Origin of the sequence: Bacteroides sp. AF25-38AC, assembly GCF_003602995.1 — a bacterium.
Classification (GTDB): domain Bacteria; phylum Bacteroidota; class Bacteroidia; order Bacteroidales; family Bacteroidaceae; genus Bacteroides; species Bacteroides uniformis.
Window position 1 is genome coordinate 73,171 of the sequence record NZ_QTMD01000005.1, and the last position, 14,218, is coordinate 87,388.

Below are 14,218 nucleotides of genomic sequence, written 5' to 3' on the forward strand. Positions count from 1 at the left end.
AAAATAATTAACCTCTTACATTATGGATATTTTTTCTAAAGAAATTATTATACCTATAACGGCAGCCATACTGGGCATTGCCGTTCCCTTGTTAATTGGAGTTATTCAGCGGATAGACGATAAATATGAATCTACCCGCCTGATACAACTCTTTATGAACGAAAGAAGCACAAAGCATTTTCTTGGCTTGCTCGCTATTACCATATTTTTACTGTTCTATCAATTGGTCGCTCCACCTAACTATTTTGATTTCGGAGTTCTTACAAAGTGCATAGATTATTCTGCCATTATTCTCGCGACAATATTCTGTGTACTGCTAACATTCAGTATATTTATGATTTTCAGGCTTATCTATATTTATAATGTGCCTGAAAAACTGCAAAAGCATCTAATCAAGAGGAACGATATTCCACGAAATACCAGAAAGGCATGGTTCGAACTTTTTATTGCCATGCTCAAACAGAACAACGTGGATGTATTGCGCGATTGTTTTCAAGAATTGTATAATTGGACCATGTCTTTACGTGAAGGAAGACAATGGACGGTAATGGAATATCCGCCGGAGTTATACGAAGGCATTATCTCTATCAATGAACAGCTGTGTATGCAACAAAAGGAGGCGGTTTCCATCAAAAACGGCAATGACATAGTCAATGTAATGCTTGATGGAGTGCAGTTCACCATAATGCATCAGAATACCTACCGTACAATCTGGACTTGTTTGAACCAGCAATTGTTTTACAAACGCAGTGAATGGATTATCAAATATTGGAATGCAGCCAATTCTCTTCTGCTTCTTCACCTTGCAGATTTCCAACTTAATGAGCGCATATATGTCTCCTATACCCCATCTGGACAAGCTGTTGCCGATAGTAAAATGGTTGAGCTAAGGCAAAAAGAGCGGAAAGAATTTAAGGAGTTCCATATCGCATTGGGGGGACTTTTGCTGTTTAGAAAGGAGCACGAACTTTTAAATCAAATATTGTATTACACTAATAGCCAACCACCTCATTATGTTCTGATTCCAGGATCGCTGGCTGAAATTATTCCACTGTATATGAACTTGCTCTCATTCAGCCCCGATTCAATGTACAAATACGAGCAAAAATATCCATTTTTTGGTCTTCAGGCTGGCGTACGCAACAATAGCATCATCAATGGCTGGATACAGAAATACTTGTATATCCTAATGTTACGTCTGGCAACACTTAACCGCACCTATGTTTACGAGGATTTTTATTCACTGCCGGCTCTTCCTGAATCCTTGTCCGAAAAGAACGAATGGCTGGAAAATGTTCCTATTATCCTGAAACAGATTGAGCAGAATTCCATTCCATTGGAAGACATCACAACAATACTGCCATTGGATCAGTCGCGCATATACAGGGCTAAACATAAGCTGAAGAATGCACTGGAGTCCCTTTCCAATTCGCTTACTTCAGCAATACAACATCAAAAAGTTACTCAACAGCTGTCTGAAGATGAAATTCAGGATTTTTACCAAATAGCATCAGATAGTATTGGCAGAGAAATGAAGTGGATTACAGAAGTATCTGTCATAACTGATGATGAGTACAAAAGCTGTAACAAGTTCAATTGTGTCGGAAGAATACGTCAGCTGATGCCGGCAGAGGCATTCTGTACGGATAAAACAATAGGATATGTCAATTTTAAGGAGTCTTTCAGTGCTGCTACACTATACTCTTTCAAAAACTGCTGGCTCCGAAGCTTCCAGTATCAGCCTAAAAGTGAATATAGGGTTTTTCCGGAAAATCTTGACAAAGTCTTCCAGACTTTAAGATTGACCGACAAACAGATAATCATCGGATTCCACTTCAACTGGTACAATGCTTATCCTCAGAATTTACGGAAGGAAAACGAGTATAAGTTCAAATCCCCTGACAACAGATTGTTGTATAGTCTGCCTGGAGATCATACAGTCGAATTTACAAATACTGTGATTATTCTCAACAAGTCAGACCTGCCCAAACTGAAATTACTTGATCCGCCTTCCACACTAAAGGACAAGTTTCATTTGAAATGTATCAATAAACAATACAAGTTATATGCCTCTGTAATCAAATTATCCGAAAACGAACCTCTTCTGAATGAATATATCAGTTCGGGAGCATACTTGGAAAAAGAATTGAAACAGATGGCATTGGTTTGTACAGAGCTGGACGCACAGATACTATGGAAGCAGAAAATACCTGTTGTCATGATTAAGGTGCTCGACCGCTTTATTGACAGCGGCAATGAAAATCTTTCCGAAATCCGTCCGTTCAATGCCGACTGATACATATTCGGATATCAGATTGACACTTCTGACTATTAGAAAGCCATCATAAAACATACAGGTTAAAATTTGGAAAAACAAAGAATTGGGAAGACCTCTATGTTCACAGCAAATGAAACACAACATTCATTAGGTCGTCTCATTTAGAAACACTATCTTTGCCGTAAGTCTATAAAATAACCATATGAGTAGAATCAAGATTAAAAACTTCGGTCCGTTGAAAGAAACAGCATCTGTAACGGACGGATGGATAGATATAAAGAAAGTAACCGTTTTTACGGGTAACCAGGGTAGCGGTAAAAGTACGGTTGCCAAACTGGTTTCCACCTTTACATGGATGGAGAAGGTCTTGACACGGGGTGATTTCAAGGAGAAAGAATTTACCGCCTCCAAGTTCAAGAACAAGTATTGCGGTTACCATCGTATTTCCAATTATTTCATAAAGGAACAGACTGAGATTTTCTACGAAGGGGATTCTTACAAGTTTACCTACACGAAGCAAGGCGAACTTGTCATGGAAAAGAATGAGAATGCATTGGACAGCTATGCCCTTCCTCAAATCATGTATGTTCCTGCCGAACGGAATTTCATCAGCATGGTCAACAAACCGGATCTGATTAAGGATTTGCCGGATGCCTTGCTAGGTTTTCTTACGGAATATGACAAAGCCAAACAACGCATTAAGAGTAGTCTGGAACTGCCTATCAATCATGCTCAACTGGAATATAACAAACAAAATGACATTGTTTATGTCAAAGGTGAGGACTATAAGGTGAAGTTGATGGAAGCGTCCAGCGGATTCCAATCCATCGTACCGCTTTATTTGGTTTCTTTACATTTGTCCGAATCTGTAAAAAGTCAGGCGAATAGTGCCCAGAAGATGAGCAGCGATGAAGCGAAACGCTTCGAAGCGGAAGTTGCGAATATATGGAACACACCGAACCTTACAGACGAGCAACGGAGGATTGCCCTTTCAGCCGTTTCTGCCAGATTCAACAAATCGGCATTTGTCAACATTGTAGAAGAACCGGAACAAAACCTTTATCCGGAATCGCAATGGATGATAATGAAACAGTTGCTGGCTTTTAACAATGCTTTGGAAACAAACCGTTTGGTGGTTACAACACATAGCCCATACCTTATTAATAGCCTGACCGTCGCTGTCAAAGCCGGTATGCTGTTGACTGTAGATAATCTTTCCTGTGAGGTACAAGAAAGGATAAATGCTATTTATCCCATAGAAGCTGCCATACACCCTGACGAAATCGCTATTTACGAGTTCAACGAGATAGAAGGGACGGTAACAGTACTGGACACATATCATGGGCTTCCTTCCGATGAGAACTTCCTCAACAGGATGCTGGAGAGAACAAACGAAGATTTTGCCGATTTATTGGAAATACAACAGGAATTATGATTGACTTCTTCCCGACACAACATATATCATCATCAAACAGACGCAAATTCGGTATATGCGACCGGCCGGCTCCTGCTGCTGAAAAAGCATATATTGCAGAAAAACAGGGTCAGGATTGGATTGCGGCGGTGGATAATTATCCTCAGGTAAAGGTGAATTTCGTACCGGTTGACCATTGCATTGAACTGCGCAGGGCGGACGGGAGTATGGACAACCGCTGCGACGGCTGCCTGTTTTATAGAGATACGATCATATTTGTAGAGTTGAAGCAAAGAAAAGGCAAGGGTAATCAATGGATAAAAGACGGCGAACAGCAGTTGCGTTCTACCATTGGTTATTTTGAACAACAGGAAGAGGCACGGAATTTTCCCATAAAAAAAGCCTACATAGCCAATAGTGAAAAACCTTTGTTCAGAACCGGTCAGGCAGTACGTATGGAACGCTTTTTCTCGGAAACAAACTATATACTGAGAATCGAGAACAGAATAAATATTGAATAATTGGTTGACCCTGCAGTGATTTTCGGCGAAAAACGGAACTCCGGTACGAAACTTGATGCCTACATTTGCACTGTTAACAAAATGTTTCACTTAAAACCTGTTGATTTATGGACTATATCCAAAAGATTAAGTTGCTGAACGAGTTGATGCTCAATGCAACACCGCAAAATGTAGATTTCACACCGCAAAACGGCAATTATTGTGTGGCACTGATAGCTACGCGGCCTGTTCACACTTGGGGATACCAAAAGCGTAACTTCAAGATTAAGGGACGGTTGGAAGAAGGCAAGACGGTCTCTGCCGATTTGATAGCGGAAAATGAAATGCTTTTTGGTGTGGAAAACCTGCCTTACGTGGCCCACGAGGGTGACCGTACCCCTATCTTCAAGATAATTCGTGCTTCCATTTTCTGTGCGTATGCGGGGTTGCAGCTTACAGACCTGCATCTGGGGATGCGGAAGATTGCCTGGTCAGATTATCCTTTCAAGAGACCGGATAAGGAAGAACAGGCAAAAGCGGAAATCAGATTTATGAAACGTCTGGCATCGGTAATGACTGTTCCGGATCATTGTGTGGTAGGACGTTCTGTGGTAACCCATCTCACTTCCACCCGTTTGCGGGATGTTATGCTGTACAACAAGGAGTACGAACCGTCCTTATATGGAAAGATAAAGGATTCAATAGAATCCTTATCTCCCTTTATTCCGGCAAAGGACCATGCCGATAATGTGGTTCCCGATGTATTTGTTTCGCAACAGGATTGGGAAAATCCTCGTGACACTTATGAACATCAGGTTATCATACTCAATGCCAAAAGCAAAAAGAAAGAACAGTTCTGGTGGGATTACCTGAAACTCAATATTTTCCTAAGCGATTTGGAGTATTATTTCGGCTACTATATTTTGATGAACCGTTGGCAGATTCCGATGATTCAGAGGTGGATTGCCGAGTATCGCGAAAAAGGTTTCTTCGAGTCCCAGCGTGCGAAGGATTATCTTCTGTTCTATTTGAAAGCCGGAGAAAAGACACCGGTTCGTGTTTTAAACTCACAGGGGGTGCAGGTTAAGATGAAGATGCCTTCAAGATAAGCCGGTAACATAATGTTTCTCATAGGGAAAAGCGGATTATGTATATTTCATAGGGACATTCATTAAATATTACAAAATCAGCCAACTAATTCATACACAAATTATTGCGAATTAGTTGGCTTTTTTGTATCTTTAGGTATTCCCCCGAAAATAAGGTTTGACGGCCAAAACGGGGGAAATATCCAAACTAATAAGATATGGCAAAGATAGTGAATATTTCAGAAATTCACCCTACTTTGGGTTTTACAGAATTTGATATTCTGGAAAAATACCGCAAGAGTTTTAATGAGAGTGAGCTTGGCAAGCTTCATTCAGTCTTTCCGTTTGAATGTATGGCAAAAGCCGCAGGCCTGTCGGCCCGGCGCCTGGGACGCAGGAACAGATTCAGTCCTTCCGCAAAGATCGCCCTTATGGTCCTGAAGGCATACACCGGATTCTCCGACAGGCAACTGGTGGAACATCTGAACGGGAACATACACTACCAGATTTTCTGTGGAATTATGATTCCCCCGTCCCTTCCCATAACCAACTTCAAGATAATCAGTGCCATCCGTAATGAGATAGCATCCCGCCTTGACATTGATTCTTTCCAGGAGCTCCTGGCTTCACACTGGAAACCTTATCTTGATAACCTTCACGTCTGCATGACCGATGCCACATGCTATGAAAGCCACATGCGTTTTCCTACGGACATGAAACTCCTTTGGGAAAGCCTCGAATGGCTCTACAGGCATATATGCCGGCATTGCAGGGAGCTGGGCATAAGGCGTCCGCGCAACAAATACAGGAATGTGGCGGAATCCTATCTGTCCTACTGCAAGAAAAGAAAGAGGAGAGCTTCAAGGACAAGAATGCTTAAGCGCCGTATGATCAAGCTTCTTGAAAAGCTCCTCAGTCAAAGGGATGGGATCCATAGCGAGTACGGTGCTTTACTCCGATATACCCAGGATTATCATAAGCGTCTTTCCATCATCAGAAAGGTGCTTGTACAAGAAAAGGAAATGTTTGAAGGGCGGAAAGTCAGTGACCGCATCGTCAGCATTGACCGTCATTATGTACGTCCCATCGTCAGAGGCAAGGAAACCAAGTCCGTCGAGTTTGGTGCAAAGGTCAATAATATACAGATAGACGGCATATCGTTCATAGAACACCTCTCGTTCAAGGCATTCAATGAGGGTATACGCTTGAAGGACTGTATCCGTATGCAGCAGAAGCTTATGAATGTAAGGGTAAGATGTGTGGCTGCCGATTCCATATATGCCAATAATGCCAACAGAAAGTTCTGTACAAAATATGGGATATCCACATCCTTTGTGCGCAAGGGAAGGGCGGCCAAAGATGAGCCTTTGAGGAAGGTGCTTAGAAGCGAACTCTCAAAAGAAAGGGCAACACGGCTTGAAGGAAGCTTCGGCACTCAAAAGCAACATTACTCGCTCTCAAGGATAAAGGCCGGAAACAGGAAGACGGAAATACTGTGGATTTTCTTTGGAATACATACGGCAAATGCCATACTGATGATAGAAAAAATCAGAAACAAAACAGCTAAAGCAGCATGATATGATTTTACTCACAGAATCAGAAGAGGTCATCAGACTTCTTCCGGAACGTCATGTCCTGTCGGATAGAATTATGTGAGAAAGCACGGAAAAATGGCAATAAGAATGGCATATGAAGTGGTCATGCCCTATCATCTTCATATGCCATCTTATTTTTTAGAGACATTTACTGAATATCCCTTCATAGGCATTTCTTTGCCGATAGAATGCATAATTGGCCTTTCCCTTTGTTTTTATGGTATATATTTATACTTTTGCCGTAAAAAATACCATCCGGTCGGTATTTTTTAGGGATATGGCGGAACAGGGATAGAATCCGGTTGCCGGAAGATGGAATAACAAAGACATAGAGGAACATCTCTGTTTTGAAATTCCACTTTCTGTTTGGGTTCCTCTATGCCGAACAAACCGACTAATCGGCTTATTTGAAGACAAATATAAGCAAAAAATAATATATGTATAAGAAAAAAAAGAAAAAGGCATCGTTGGCATTTATTTCATAAACTGGTATGTATGGTCATAAATGATTTAATGGTAATTGGGTAGGACATATTTAATTATACTAAAAATGAACGTGTTTTCACTCAAAAGACCTACTTTTGTATGATACTAAAAAACAAGGTTATGAAAGGAGTAAAAGGCTCAGAAACAAAAAGATTAATCAGGGAAGCTGCATACAAACAGTTTCTGACAAAAGATTACAACACGGTTCCCCTGAAGGAGATAGAAAAAAGTCTGAATTTATCAAGAGGATGTATGTCATATCATTATCCAAGCAAGCAAGAACTGTTTATTGATGTGATTGATTTTTACATTTTTCACAAACAAGATGCCAAAAATAAGTTCAAGGACATTTCTCACACCTCTCTGCTTGAATTTATTGATTATTACATAAAGAAGGTGGAGGAAACGATGAATGCAATGAGGATCTATCTCATAGAAAAAGAGAAGACCAATATTACACGTGCATATCTTAACTTGATTTTGCAGGCAGAATATTTCTATCCGGGATTTAACGAGGCTTTCAACGAAATAACAAATAAGGAGATTAAATTATGGGAAAGAATATTTGTGAAGGCTGTTGAAACAAAAGAAATAAGATCCGATGTTAATCCTTCTACATTGGCTTTGACATTTCGAATCCTGCTGTTTGGAAAATGTTTTCAGGATGCATTGGTGAATGGATTGCGAATAGAAGAACTGAAAGTAGTTCTTTATAATCAATATGAACTAATTAAAAATTGAACTAATGAAGAAAGATGTTTTTATTACTGGGCTTGCAAGCTTCTTTCCGAACTCTCCTGTTTCCAATGATGAAATGGAAGAGTTCTTGGGACTCATTTCTGGAAAACATTCCAAAGTGCAACGGATAGTTTTAAAGCAAAATGGAATTAAACGGCGATACTATGCCTTAAACAAAAATCAAGAAATCACACATACAAATGCAGAAATGGCGATGCTGGCTATACGTAAGTTGCTGGCATTGACCAATAAGAGCCAAAAGGACATTGAGTTGCTTGCTTGTGCTACTGCGACCCCTGATCAGATTCTGCCTTCTCATGCGTCTATGGTACATGGGCTTTGGGAAGAACCTGTTGAAATATTCTCTTCTGCTGGAGTTTGTCTGTCTTGTCTGCAAGCTCTGAAAATAGCTTATTTGAGCATAGCTGCATCAGAAAAACAGAATGCAATATGCAGCACATCTGAATTGGTGTCAGCAATGCTTTTATCCAAAAACTTCGATATCGAATATGAAAGATGCTGCAATTTGGGCACCAATCCATATATGGCTTTGGAAAAGGACTTCCTGCGCTTTATGTTAAGCGATGGTGCGAGTTGTGCATTATTGGAAAATCATCCGGGAGAAAAGGGCGTATCTTTAAAGATTGAATGGATAGAAATGGATTCATATGCCAATGAAACCCCTACCTGTATGTTTGCCGGAGCTGTCCGGAGGGAGGACGGTGAACTGAAAAGCTGGAAATCTTTTGAAAGTCAGGAATTGGTCGATGAGTCCCTTATGGTTATTAAACAGGACATTAAACTTTTAGGGACGAAGTTGATGCCGTTATGGATTAGACATATTAAATCATGTCTGAATAAACATGGCATGACTCCTGACGATGTGGATTATGTAATACCTCACTCTTCGTCAATGGTTATTTATGGTAATCTCATTGAAGCGATGAAAAACGAGAGTTTTGAATTGTACAAACGAGAGTGGTTTACCAATCTTACCTGGGTGGGAAATATCGGATCGTCAGCAATACTGGCTGCCTTGGATGAGTTCTGTTCTACCCGTAAACTCAAATCCGGTGAAAAAATACTGCTGCTTGTCCCTGAAAGCGGACGCTTTTCTTATGGAACAGTGCTATTAAGTGTCGTATAAATTTGGAAATAAACGATAAATAACGTATTTTTGCGCTGTTAAAACGACATAGTATAGTATCATATATCATCTTCCAAACGAAAAGTGGAAAATTTCAAAGAGACAAGATGGAATATGACAGCTTGCGCTATATTAAAATATATAGCACAGGTGCGTCACTTCGTCTCTAGGTATTCCACTACCATGTTTGGATGTTGATTGCGTCTGTGCTATTTTTTTATAATATAGGCAGTAGGATGGACCCGAATTTGAAACAGCGGATTATAGAGGAGGCATACAGGTTATTCATCACAAAAGGAATGAAGCAGACCTCATTCTGTGATGTGGCTGTTGCCGTGCATAAATCCAAAGGGGCTGTCATACACTACTTTCCTTCCAAAAAGAAACTGATTGATGCGGTTGTCAGAATGCGTTTTTTCCCCGACTCGCAGATTTCTTGTGAAATGTATTCTTTGGCTGACAAGGATTGGAATGAGTTTTTAAGGCAATACAGGAATCCGATAGAACGGGTGATAAACAGTTTTCCCGAACATCTGAATGGCAATCTCCTGATATGTTATATGCAGTTTGTTTCCTCCGCCCATGAATATATGGACGAATTTCCACAAATGTATCAGCAACTTCTTGTCCGGGAACAGGACTTTCTTTCCAATGTGGCTTATGGTCATAAAATAAGTTTGAAGGATGCCAAGGCGTTCAGCAGACAGGCATTGAACACTTCTATTGGTAAGACTTTCTTGGGGATGTTCTCAGAAATTTAGGTCCGCATTCCTTTCCTTTTCTTCCCTTTCAGTTCATTCCGTTGTCTTTTAGACTGATAAATGATAAAACTTTACTTGCTGGAACCTGTTTTTTTTCATTATTCTTGGAAAAGGCTTATCTTTGCAAAATAAACCGACTGGTCGGTTTATTTTGCAAAGAATTTTAATAGAATATAATGAATTAAAAAGTGAATAATTGGAAAGTAGGAATAAATTGTTGAAATCTTTGCGCCTGCAACCGCTTCTTGCCAAAATAGCGGTAGGATATATGGCCAAGATTGTAGTTATAAGTGGTATTGCTTACGTTGGCATCTGCGAATGGAAAGAGACTAAGGCCAGGGAAATGGAAGTACGGATGATTAACCGGAAAAAGCATGAGATAAATGATATATATGTGAAAATGCTCAGGCTTTCTTTCTTCTGTGAAACCTTTATGGAGTGGAGTGAGCAGGATTTTTTATTATTTCAGAAACAGAGACGGCACATTGACAGCCTGTTGTGTAGCTTGAGGTACTCCTCTTCCGGCTCACATACAGACAGCATCCGTAATTTGTGGAGAGCCAAGGAGCGGTATATGCGGGAAATCATATATTGGGTACACAGGCAGGAGGAAGCCGACCGGGAAATTGCAGCGCAAATTCCGGCCATTGCCAAACAGAGTGAACGGGAAAATGCCCCCAAAGGGGGATTCCTGAAGAGGTTGTTCGCAAAACGCCACAAGGCGGATACTCCTTCTGCCGCCTCCATGCTTCATGAACTTAACCGGAGCGTGGTTGGCAGACAGCAGGCGTATGCCCGGAAGCTGGCAGAACGGACGGACAGCTTGGATAGGATGAACAGAAGGCTGAACGTGCAGTTGCGGCAGATGATTGAGAATATGGATGGAACGGTACAAGCGGAATTGAAGAGACAGGAAGAAGAAGTTGCGGAAGCCGGGAAACGGTCATTTGCCACGGTCATCGGTCTGACGGCATTCATGGTTTTGCTGCTGATATGGTCCTATATGGTGATACACCGGGACATGATGCGTATAAACCGTTATAAAAAAAGGCTGGAAGGCACAGTCCGTCAGTTGGAGCAGACCGTTCTTGAAAACGAGGAACTGATTGAGGCAAGAAAGAAAATCATGCTGGCCGTAACCCATGACTTGCGTGCGCCGCTTGCTTCTATCAGCAGCTATGCGGAATTGCTTTCCACGGAAAGAGAAGTGTCGAAGTGCAGGGAATACAGCCGGAACATACGGCAGGTGGCGAGACACATGTCTTCCATGCTGAATTCCCTGTTGGGATTTTTCCGGTTGGAGAGTGGCGGGGAAAAGGCCGTTCCTGTCCCGTTCAGGTTATGTTCCGTCACCGAGATTTTGGAAACGGATTTTATGCCGCTGGCGGCAGGAAAAAACCTTTTGCTGAACGTGCTGAGTGCCGGAGATGCGGTTGTTATAGGAGATAGGGACAGGATAATACAGATAGGAAGCAACTTGTTGTCCAATGCAATCAAGTTTACGGAGCGGGGAAGTGTAACGGTTCGCACACAATTTGACCAGGGCGTATTGACGCTTATCGTGGAAGATACCGGCACCGGAATGGACGATGAGGAGCAGACACGCATTTTCACTGCATTCGAGAGGCTTCCCAATGCGATTGCGGAAGAAGGGGTCGGACTGGGACTTTCAATAGTAAAAGGTCTGGTCGGATTGTTGGACGGCAGGATTGAAGTGGCAAGCCGGAAAGGGGTGGGCAGCCGGTTCACTGTCTGTCTTCCTTTGGCTGTGGCAGAGGAAGCGACGGCGGAGAGCGGCAGGAGCCGGATTTCCGTACGGTCCTATACGGTACTGGTATTGGACAATGACACCGTTTTGCTGGCGGCAATCAGGGAAATGTTTGCGTATCACGGGGTGGCTTGCACGGTATGTGAGAACACGCGTGATCTGATGGAGCATGTCCGCAGCCGTAGTTATGACCTTTTGATTACGGATTTGAAAATGCCCCGGACAAACGGATTCGAGGTGTTGAAGCTCCTGCGCATGGCCAATGTGGGAAATTCACGGAGCATTCCGGTTATCGCGAGTACCGCATCGGGAAACTGCGATACGGGGGATTTGTATGCGGCAGGGTTTTCGGGCTGTTTGAAAAAGCCGTTTTCCGCCGAAGAACTTTTGCAGGTATGTACGGAATGTCTGGGAAGTGAAAGGCAGTCTGAACAAATAGACCTCGATGCCCTGCTGAAATATGGGAACAGGAGGAAGATGCTGGATACCCTGATTCGGGAGACCAGGAAGGATATGGAGGCTATGGCTGAATGTGCAGAAAAGAATGATCATGAGGCACTGAAAGAATGGATACATCATCTGACAGGCTCATGGGAGATCATTCATGCCGGCAAGCCGCTGCGTGAGTTGTTCGCACTGCTTCAGGATTCGGGAGAGTTTTCTGTGGACGAGTTCGGGCGGACTGTACAGCAGGTATTGGAAAAAGGAAAAGAAATAATATGTTTGGCACAACAGGCTAAGAAAGCTTATGAGAGTAATTGTTGTTGAGGACAATGTCTTGTTCTGTAATTATATCTGCAATTTTTTGCAGAAGGCGGATTTGGATACTGTAAGGACTTACAGGCTGGCACAGGCTAAGAAGGTCATTGGGACATCCGTCCGTGAGGATGACATCGTATTGGCGGATTTAAGATTGCCTGACGGGGAAAGTACCACGCTGTTGCAGTGGATGAGGGAGAACGGCTATATGCACCCGTTCATCATGATGACTAATTATGAAGAGATACATTCTGCGGTTCATACCATGAAGCTGGGTGCGGAAGATTATATCCTCAAACCGCTGGTTGAAACCAGGCTGCTGCCCGTAATCAAAAAAATAAGGACGGTGAACGAGGCTTTCACCAAGGTAATCTATGAACGCAAAAGCACCCCTTTTTGCGAGTTGAACCGGTACATTCACATGGTAGCGCCGACGGATATGACGGTACTGATATTGGGAAGCACCGGAACGGGAAAGGAACACCTGGCAAAAAAGATTCACAGGCAGAGCCTCAGATCCGGCAAGCCGTATGTAACGGTCGATTGCGGCAGTTTGTCCAAAGAGCTGGCACCTTCCGCCTTTTTCGGCCATGTCAAGGGGGCGTTTACCGGAGCCACAGAGGAAAAGGCAGGATATTTTCAGGAAGCGCAGGGAGGCACCCTGTTCATGGATGAGGTGGAGAACCTTTCGATAGAAACGCAGCGGATGCTGTTGCGTGCCATGGAGGAACGGCGATATCGTCCGGTAGGCGGACAACGGGACAGGCTGATGGATGTGCGCATCATTGCGGCCACCAATGAGGATTTGCAGGAGGCTGTTGCGGAAAAGCGTTTCCGGAAGGACCTGCTTTATCGCTTTCAGGATTTTACCATCACCGTACCTGCATTGCATAATTGCCTGGAGGATATACTGCCTTTGGCGGATTTTTTCCGGGAGCAATCTTGCGGGTTGCTCCGGAAAGAGGTCTTGGATTTTGACGAACCGGCAAAGAAGATGCTGCTGGGATACAGTTGGCCGGGAAATGTACGGGAACTGAAGCAGGTCATTCATGCGGCGGTATTGATATGCAAAGGAAAACTGATTACCCCCAATTCCTTACGGCTCCAATATACGGGAGAGTCCGTTTCTGACCCCATGGGGAAAGAGAAGATAGACAAGTGTTTGCAGAAAGATGAAAGAAGAAACATAGAACAGATCAAGACGGCTCTTTCCATCTCTAAAGGGAACCTGACACAGGCAGCGGCCTTGTTGGGAATCAGCCGCCCGACCCTTTACAAGAGAATGAGCCTGCACGGAATTTCCAGATAGGTTTGTTTGCGATACAGTTTTCCCCCTCATCAAAGGAAAATCGAATTTGTCTTGCCGGCCGCATTTGCCGAATCTTTTCGTGGAAATTTTCCTTGCGGCTTCGCCGTGGAAAATTTTCACGAAAAAGAATGCGGCGGCAATCCAGATTCGATTTGAAAAACGATTACAGGGGCAAACTGCGACCGACGTGACGCATGGATAAAGGATATGGGCTGCTTGAAGAGGCCGTGTTTCATAATCCATGAAATTCCACATATCCAGCCGGAATACAGGTCTTATGAAAGTCTTGCTGTAAAAAAGCGGAAGGCATGAGAAGACAGGGGGCTTCAGCTCCCTCTGTTCTGCATGGTTTTCTTTCCTGTCCGCCTGCTCTTT

Annotated in this window: 10 protein-coding genes; all 10 read left to right on the forward strand. The window is 42.9% G+C overall.

Annotation, left to right across the window (positions count from 1 at the left end):
- The first annotated feature begins 22 nt into the window (after positions 1–22).
- The 10 genes from DWY55_RS04990 (at position 23) to DWY55_RS05040 (ending at position 13,843) form a co-directional block, all read left to right on the forward strand.
- The gene (locus DWY55_RS04990; protein WP_004288710.1) at positions 23–2,296 is read left to right on the forward strand and encodes a hypothetical protein; all 2,274 of its coding nucleotides are present in this window, start codon (positions 23–25) and stop codon (positions 2,294–2,296) included.
- A 184-nt stretch (positions 2,297–2,480) separates the two neighbouring features.
- Positions 2,481–3,713 (forward strand): AAA family ATPase, encoded by a 1,233-nt coding sequence (locus tag DWY55_RS04995; protein ID WP_004288709.1) that lies wholly within the window; start codon positions 2,481–2,483, stop codon positions 3,711–3,713.
- Positions 3,710–4,213: a hypothetical protein gene (locus DWY55_RS05000; RefSeq protein WP_004288708.1), complete on the forward strand. Its 504-nt coding sequence runs from the start codon at positions 3,710–3,712 to the stop codon at positions 4,211–4,213. The genes DWY55_RS04995 and DWY55_RS05000 overlap by 4 nt, the downstream gene beginning before the upstream one ends.
- 107 nt (positions 4,214–4,320) lie before the next feature.
- Positions 4,321–5,301 (forward strand): hypothetical protein, encoded by a 981-nt coding sequence (locus tag DWY55_RS05005; protein ID WP_004288707.1) that lies wholly within the window; start codon positions 4,321–4,323, stop codon positions 5,299–5,301.
- Between the two features lie 197 nt (positions 5,302–5,498).
- On the forward strand, positions 5,499–6,857 hold the full coding sequence (locus tag DWY55_RS05010; RefSeq protein ID WP_004292408.1) for a transposase: 1,359 nt from the start codon (positions 5,499–5,501) through the stop codon (positions 6,855–6,857).
- Between the two features lie 624 nt (positions 6,858–7,481).
- Positions 7,482–8,102 (forward strand): TetR/AcrR family transcriptional regulator, encoded by a 621-nt coding sequence (locus tag DWY55_RS05015; RefSeq protein WP_005858563.1) that lies wholly within the window; start codon positions 7,482–7,484, stop codon positions 8,100–8,102.
- 4 nt (positions 8,103–8,106) lie between these two features.
- Positions 8,107–9,246 carry a StlD/DarB family beta-ketosynthase gene (locus DWY55_RS05020; RefSeq protein ID WP_004288704.1) on the forward strand — a complete coding sequence of 380 codons (1,140 nt, stop codon included), beginning with the start codon at positions 8,107–8,109 and terminating at the stop codon, positions 9,244–9,246.
- 236 nt (positions 9,247–9,482) lie between these two features.
- A complete protein-coding gene (locus DWY55_RS05025; protein ID WP_005858561.1) occupies positions 9,483–10,007 on the forward strand; it encodes a TetR/AcrR family transcriptional regulator in 525 nt (174 codons plus the stop codon).
- A gap of 196 nt (positions 10,008–10,203) precedes the next feature.
- Positions 10,204–12,543 carry a hybrid sensor histidine kinase/response regulator gene (locus DWY55_RS05035; RefSeq protein ID WP_039952934.1) on the forward strand — a complete coding sequence of 780 codons (2,340 nt, stop codon included), beginning with the start codon at positions 10,204–10,206 and terminating at the stop codon, positions 12,541–12,543.
- Positions 12,524–13,843 carry a sigma-54-dependent transcriptional regulator gene (locus DWY55_RS05040; protein WP_004288700.1) on the forward strand — a complete coding sequence of 440 codons (1,320 nt, stop codon included), beginning with the start codon at positions 12,524–12,526 and terminating at the stop codon, positions 13,841–13,843. The genes DWY55_RS05035 and DWY55_RS05040 overlap by 20 nt, the downstream gene beginning before the upstream one ends.
- Positions 13,844–14,218 lie beyond the last annotated feature (375 nt).

Coding starts and splice junctions, on each gene's coding strand:
- DWY55_RS04990 (WP_004288710.1), top strand. CDS start 23: ATGGATATTTTTTCTAAAGAAATTATTATACCTATAACGGCAGCCATA.
- DWY55_RS04995 (WP_004288709.1), top strand. CDS start 2,481: ATGAGTAGAATCAAGATTAAAAACTTCGGTCCGTTGAAAGAAACAGCA.
- DWY55_RS05000 (WP_004288708.1), top strand. CDS start 3,710: ATGATTGACTTCTTCCCGACACAACATATATCATCATCAAACAGACGC.
- DWY55_RS05005 (WP_004288707.1), top strand. CDS start 4,321: ATGGACTATATCCAAAAGATTAAGTTGCTGAACGAGTTGATGCTCAAT.
- DWY55_RS05010 (WP_004292408.1), top strand. CDS start 5,499: ATGGCAAAGATAGTGAATATTTCAGAAATTCACCCTACTTTGGGTTTT.
- DWY55_RS05015 (WP_005858563.1), top strand. CDS start 7,482: ATGAAAGGAGTAAAAGGCTCAGAAACAAAAAGATTAATCAGGGAAGCT.
- DWY55_RS05020 (WP_004288704.1), top strand. CDS start 8,107: ATGAAGAAAGATGTTTTTATTACTGGGCTTGCAAGCTTCTTTCCGAAC.
- DWY55_RS05025 (WP_005858561.1), top strand. CDS start 9,483: ATGGACCCGAATTTGAAACAGCGGATTATAGAGGAGGCATACAGGTTA.
- DWY55_RS05040 (WP_004288700.1), top strand. CDS start 12,524: ATGAGAGTAATTGTTGTTGAGGACAATGTCTTGTTCTGTAATTATATC.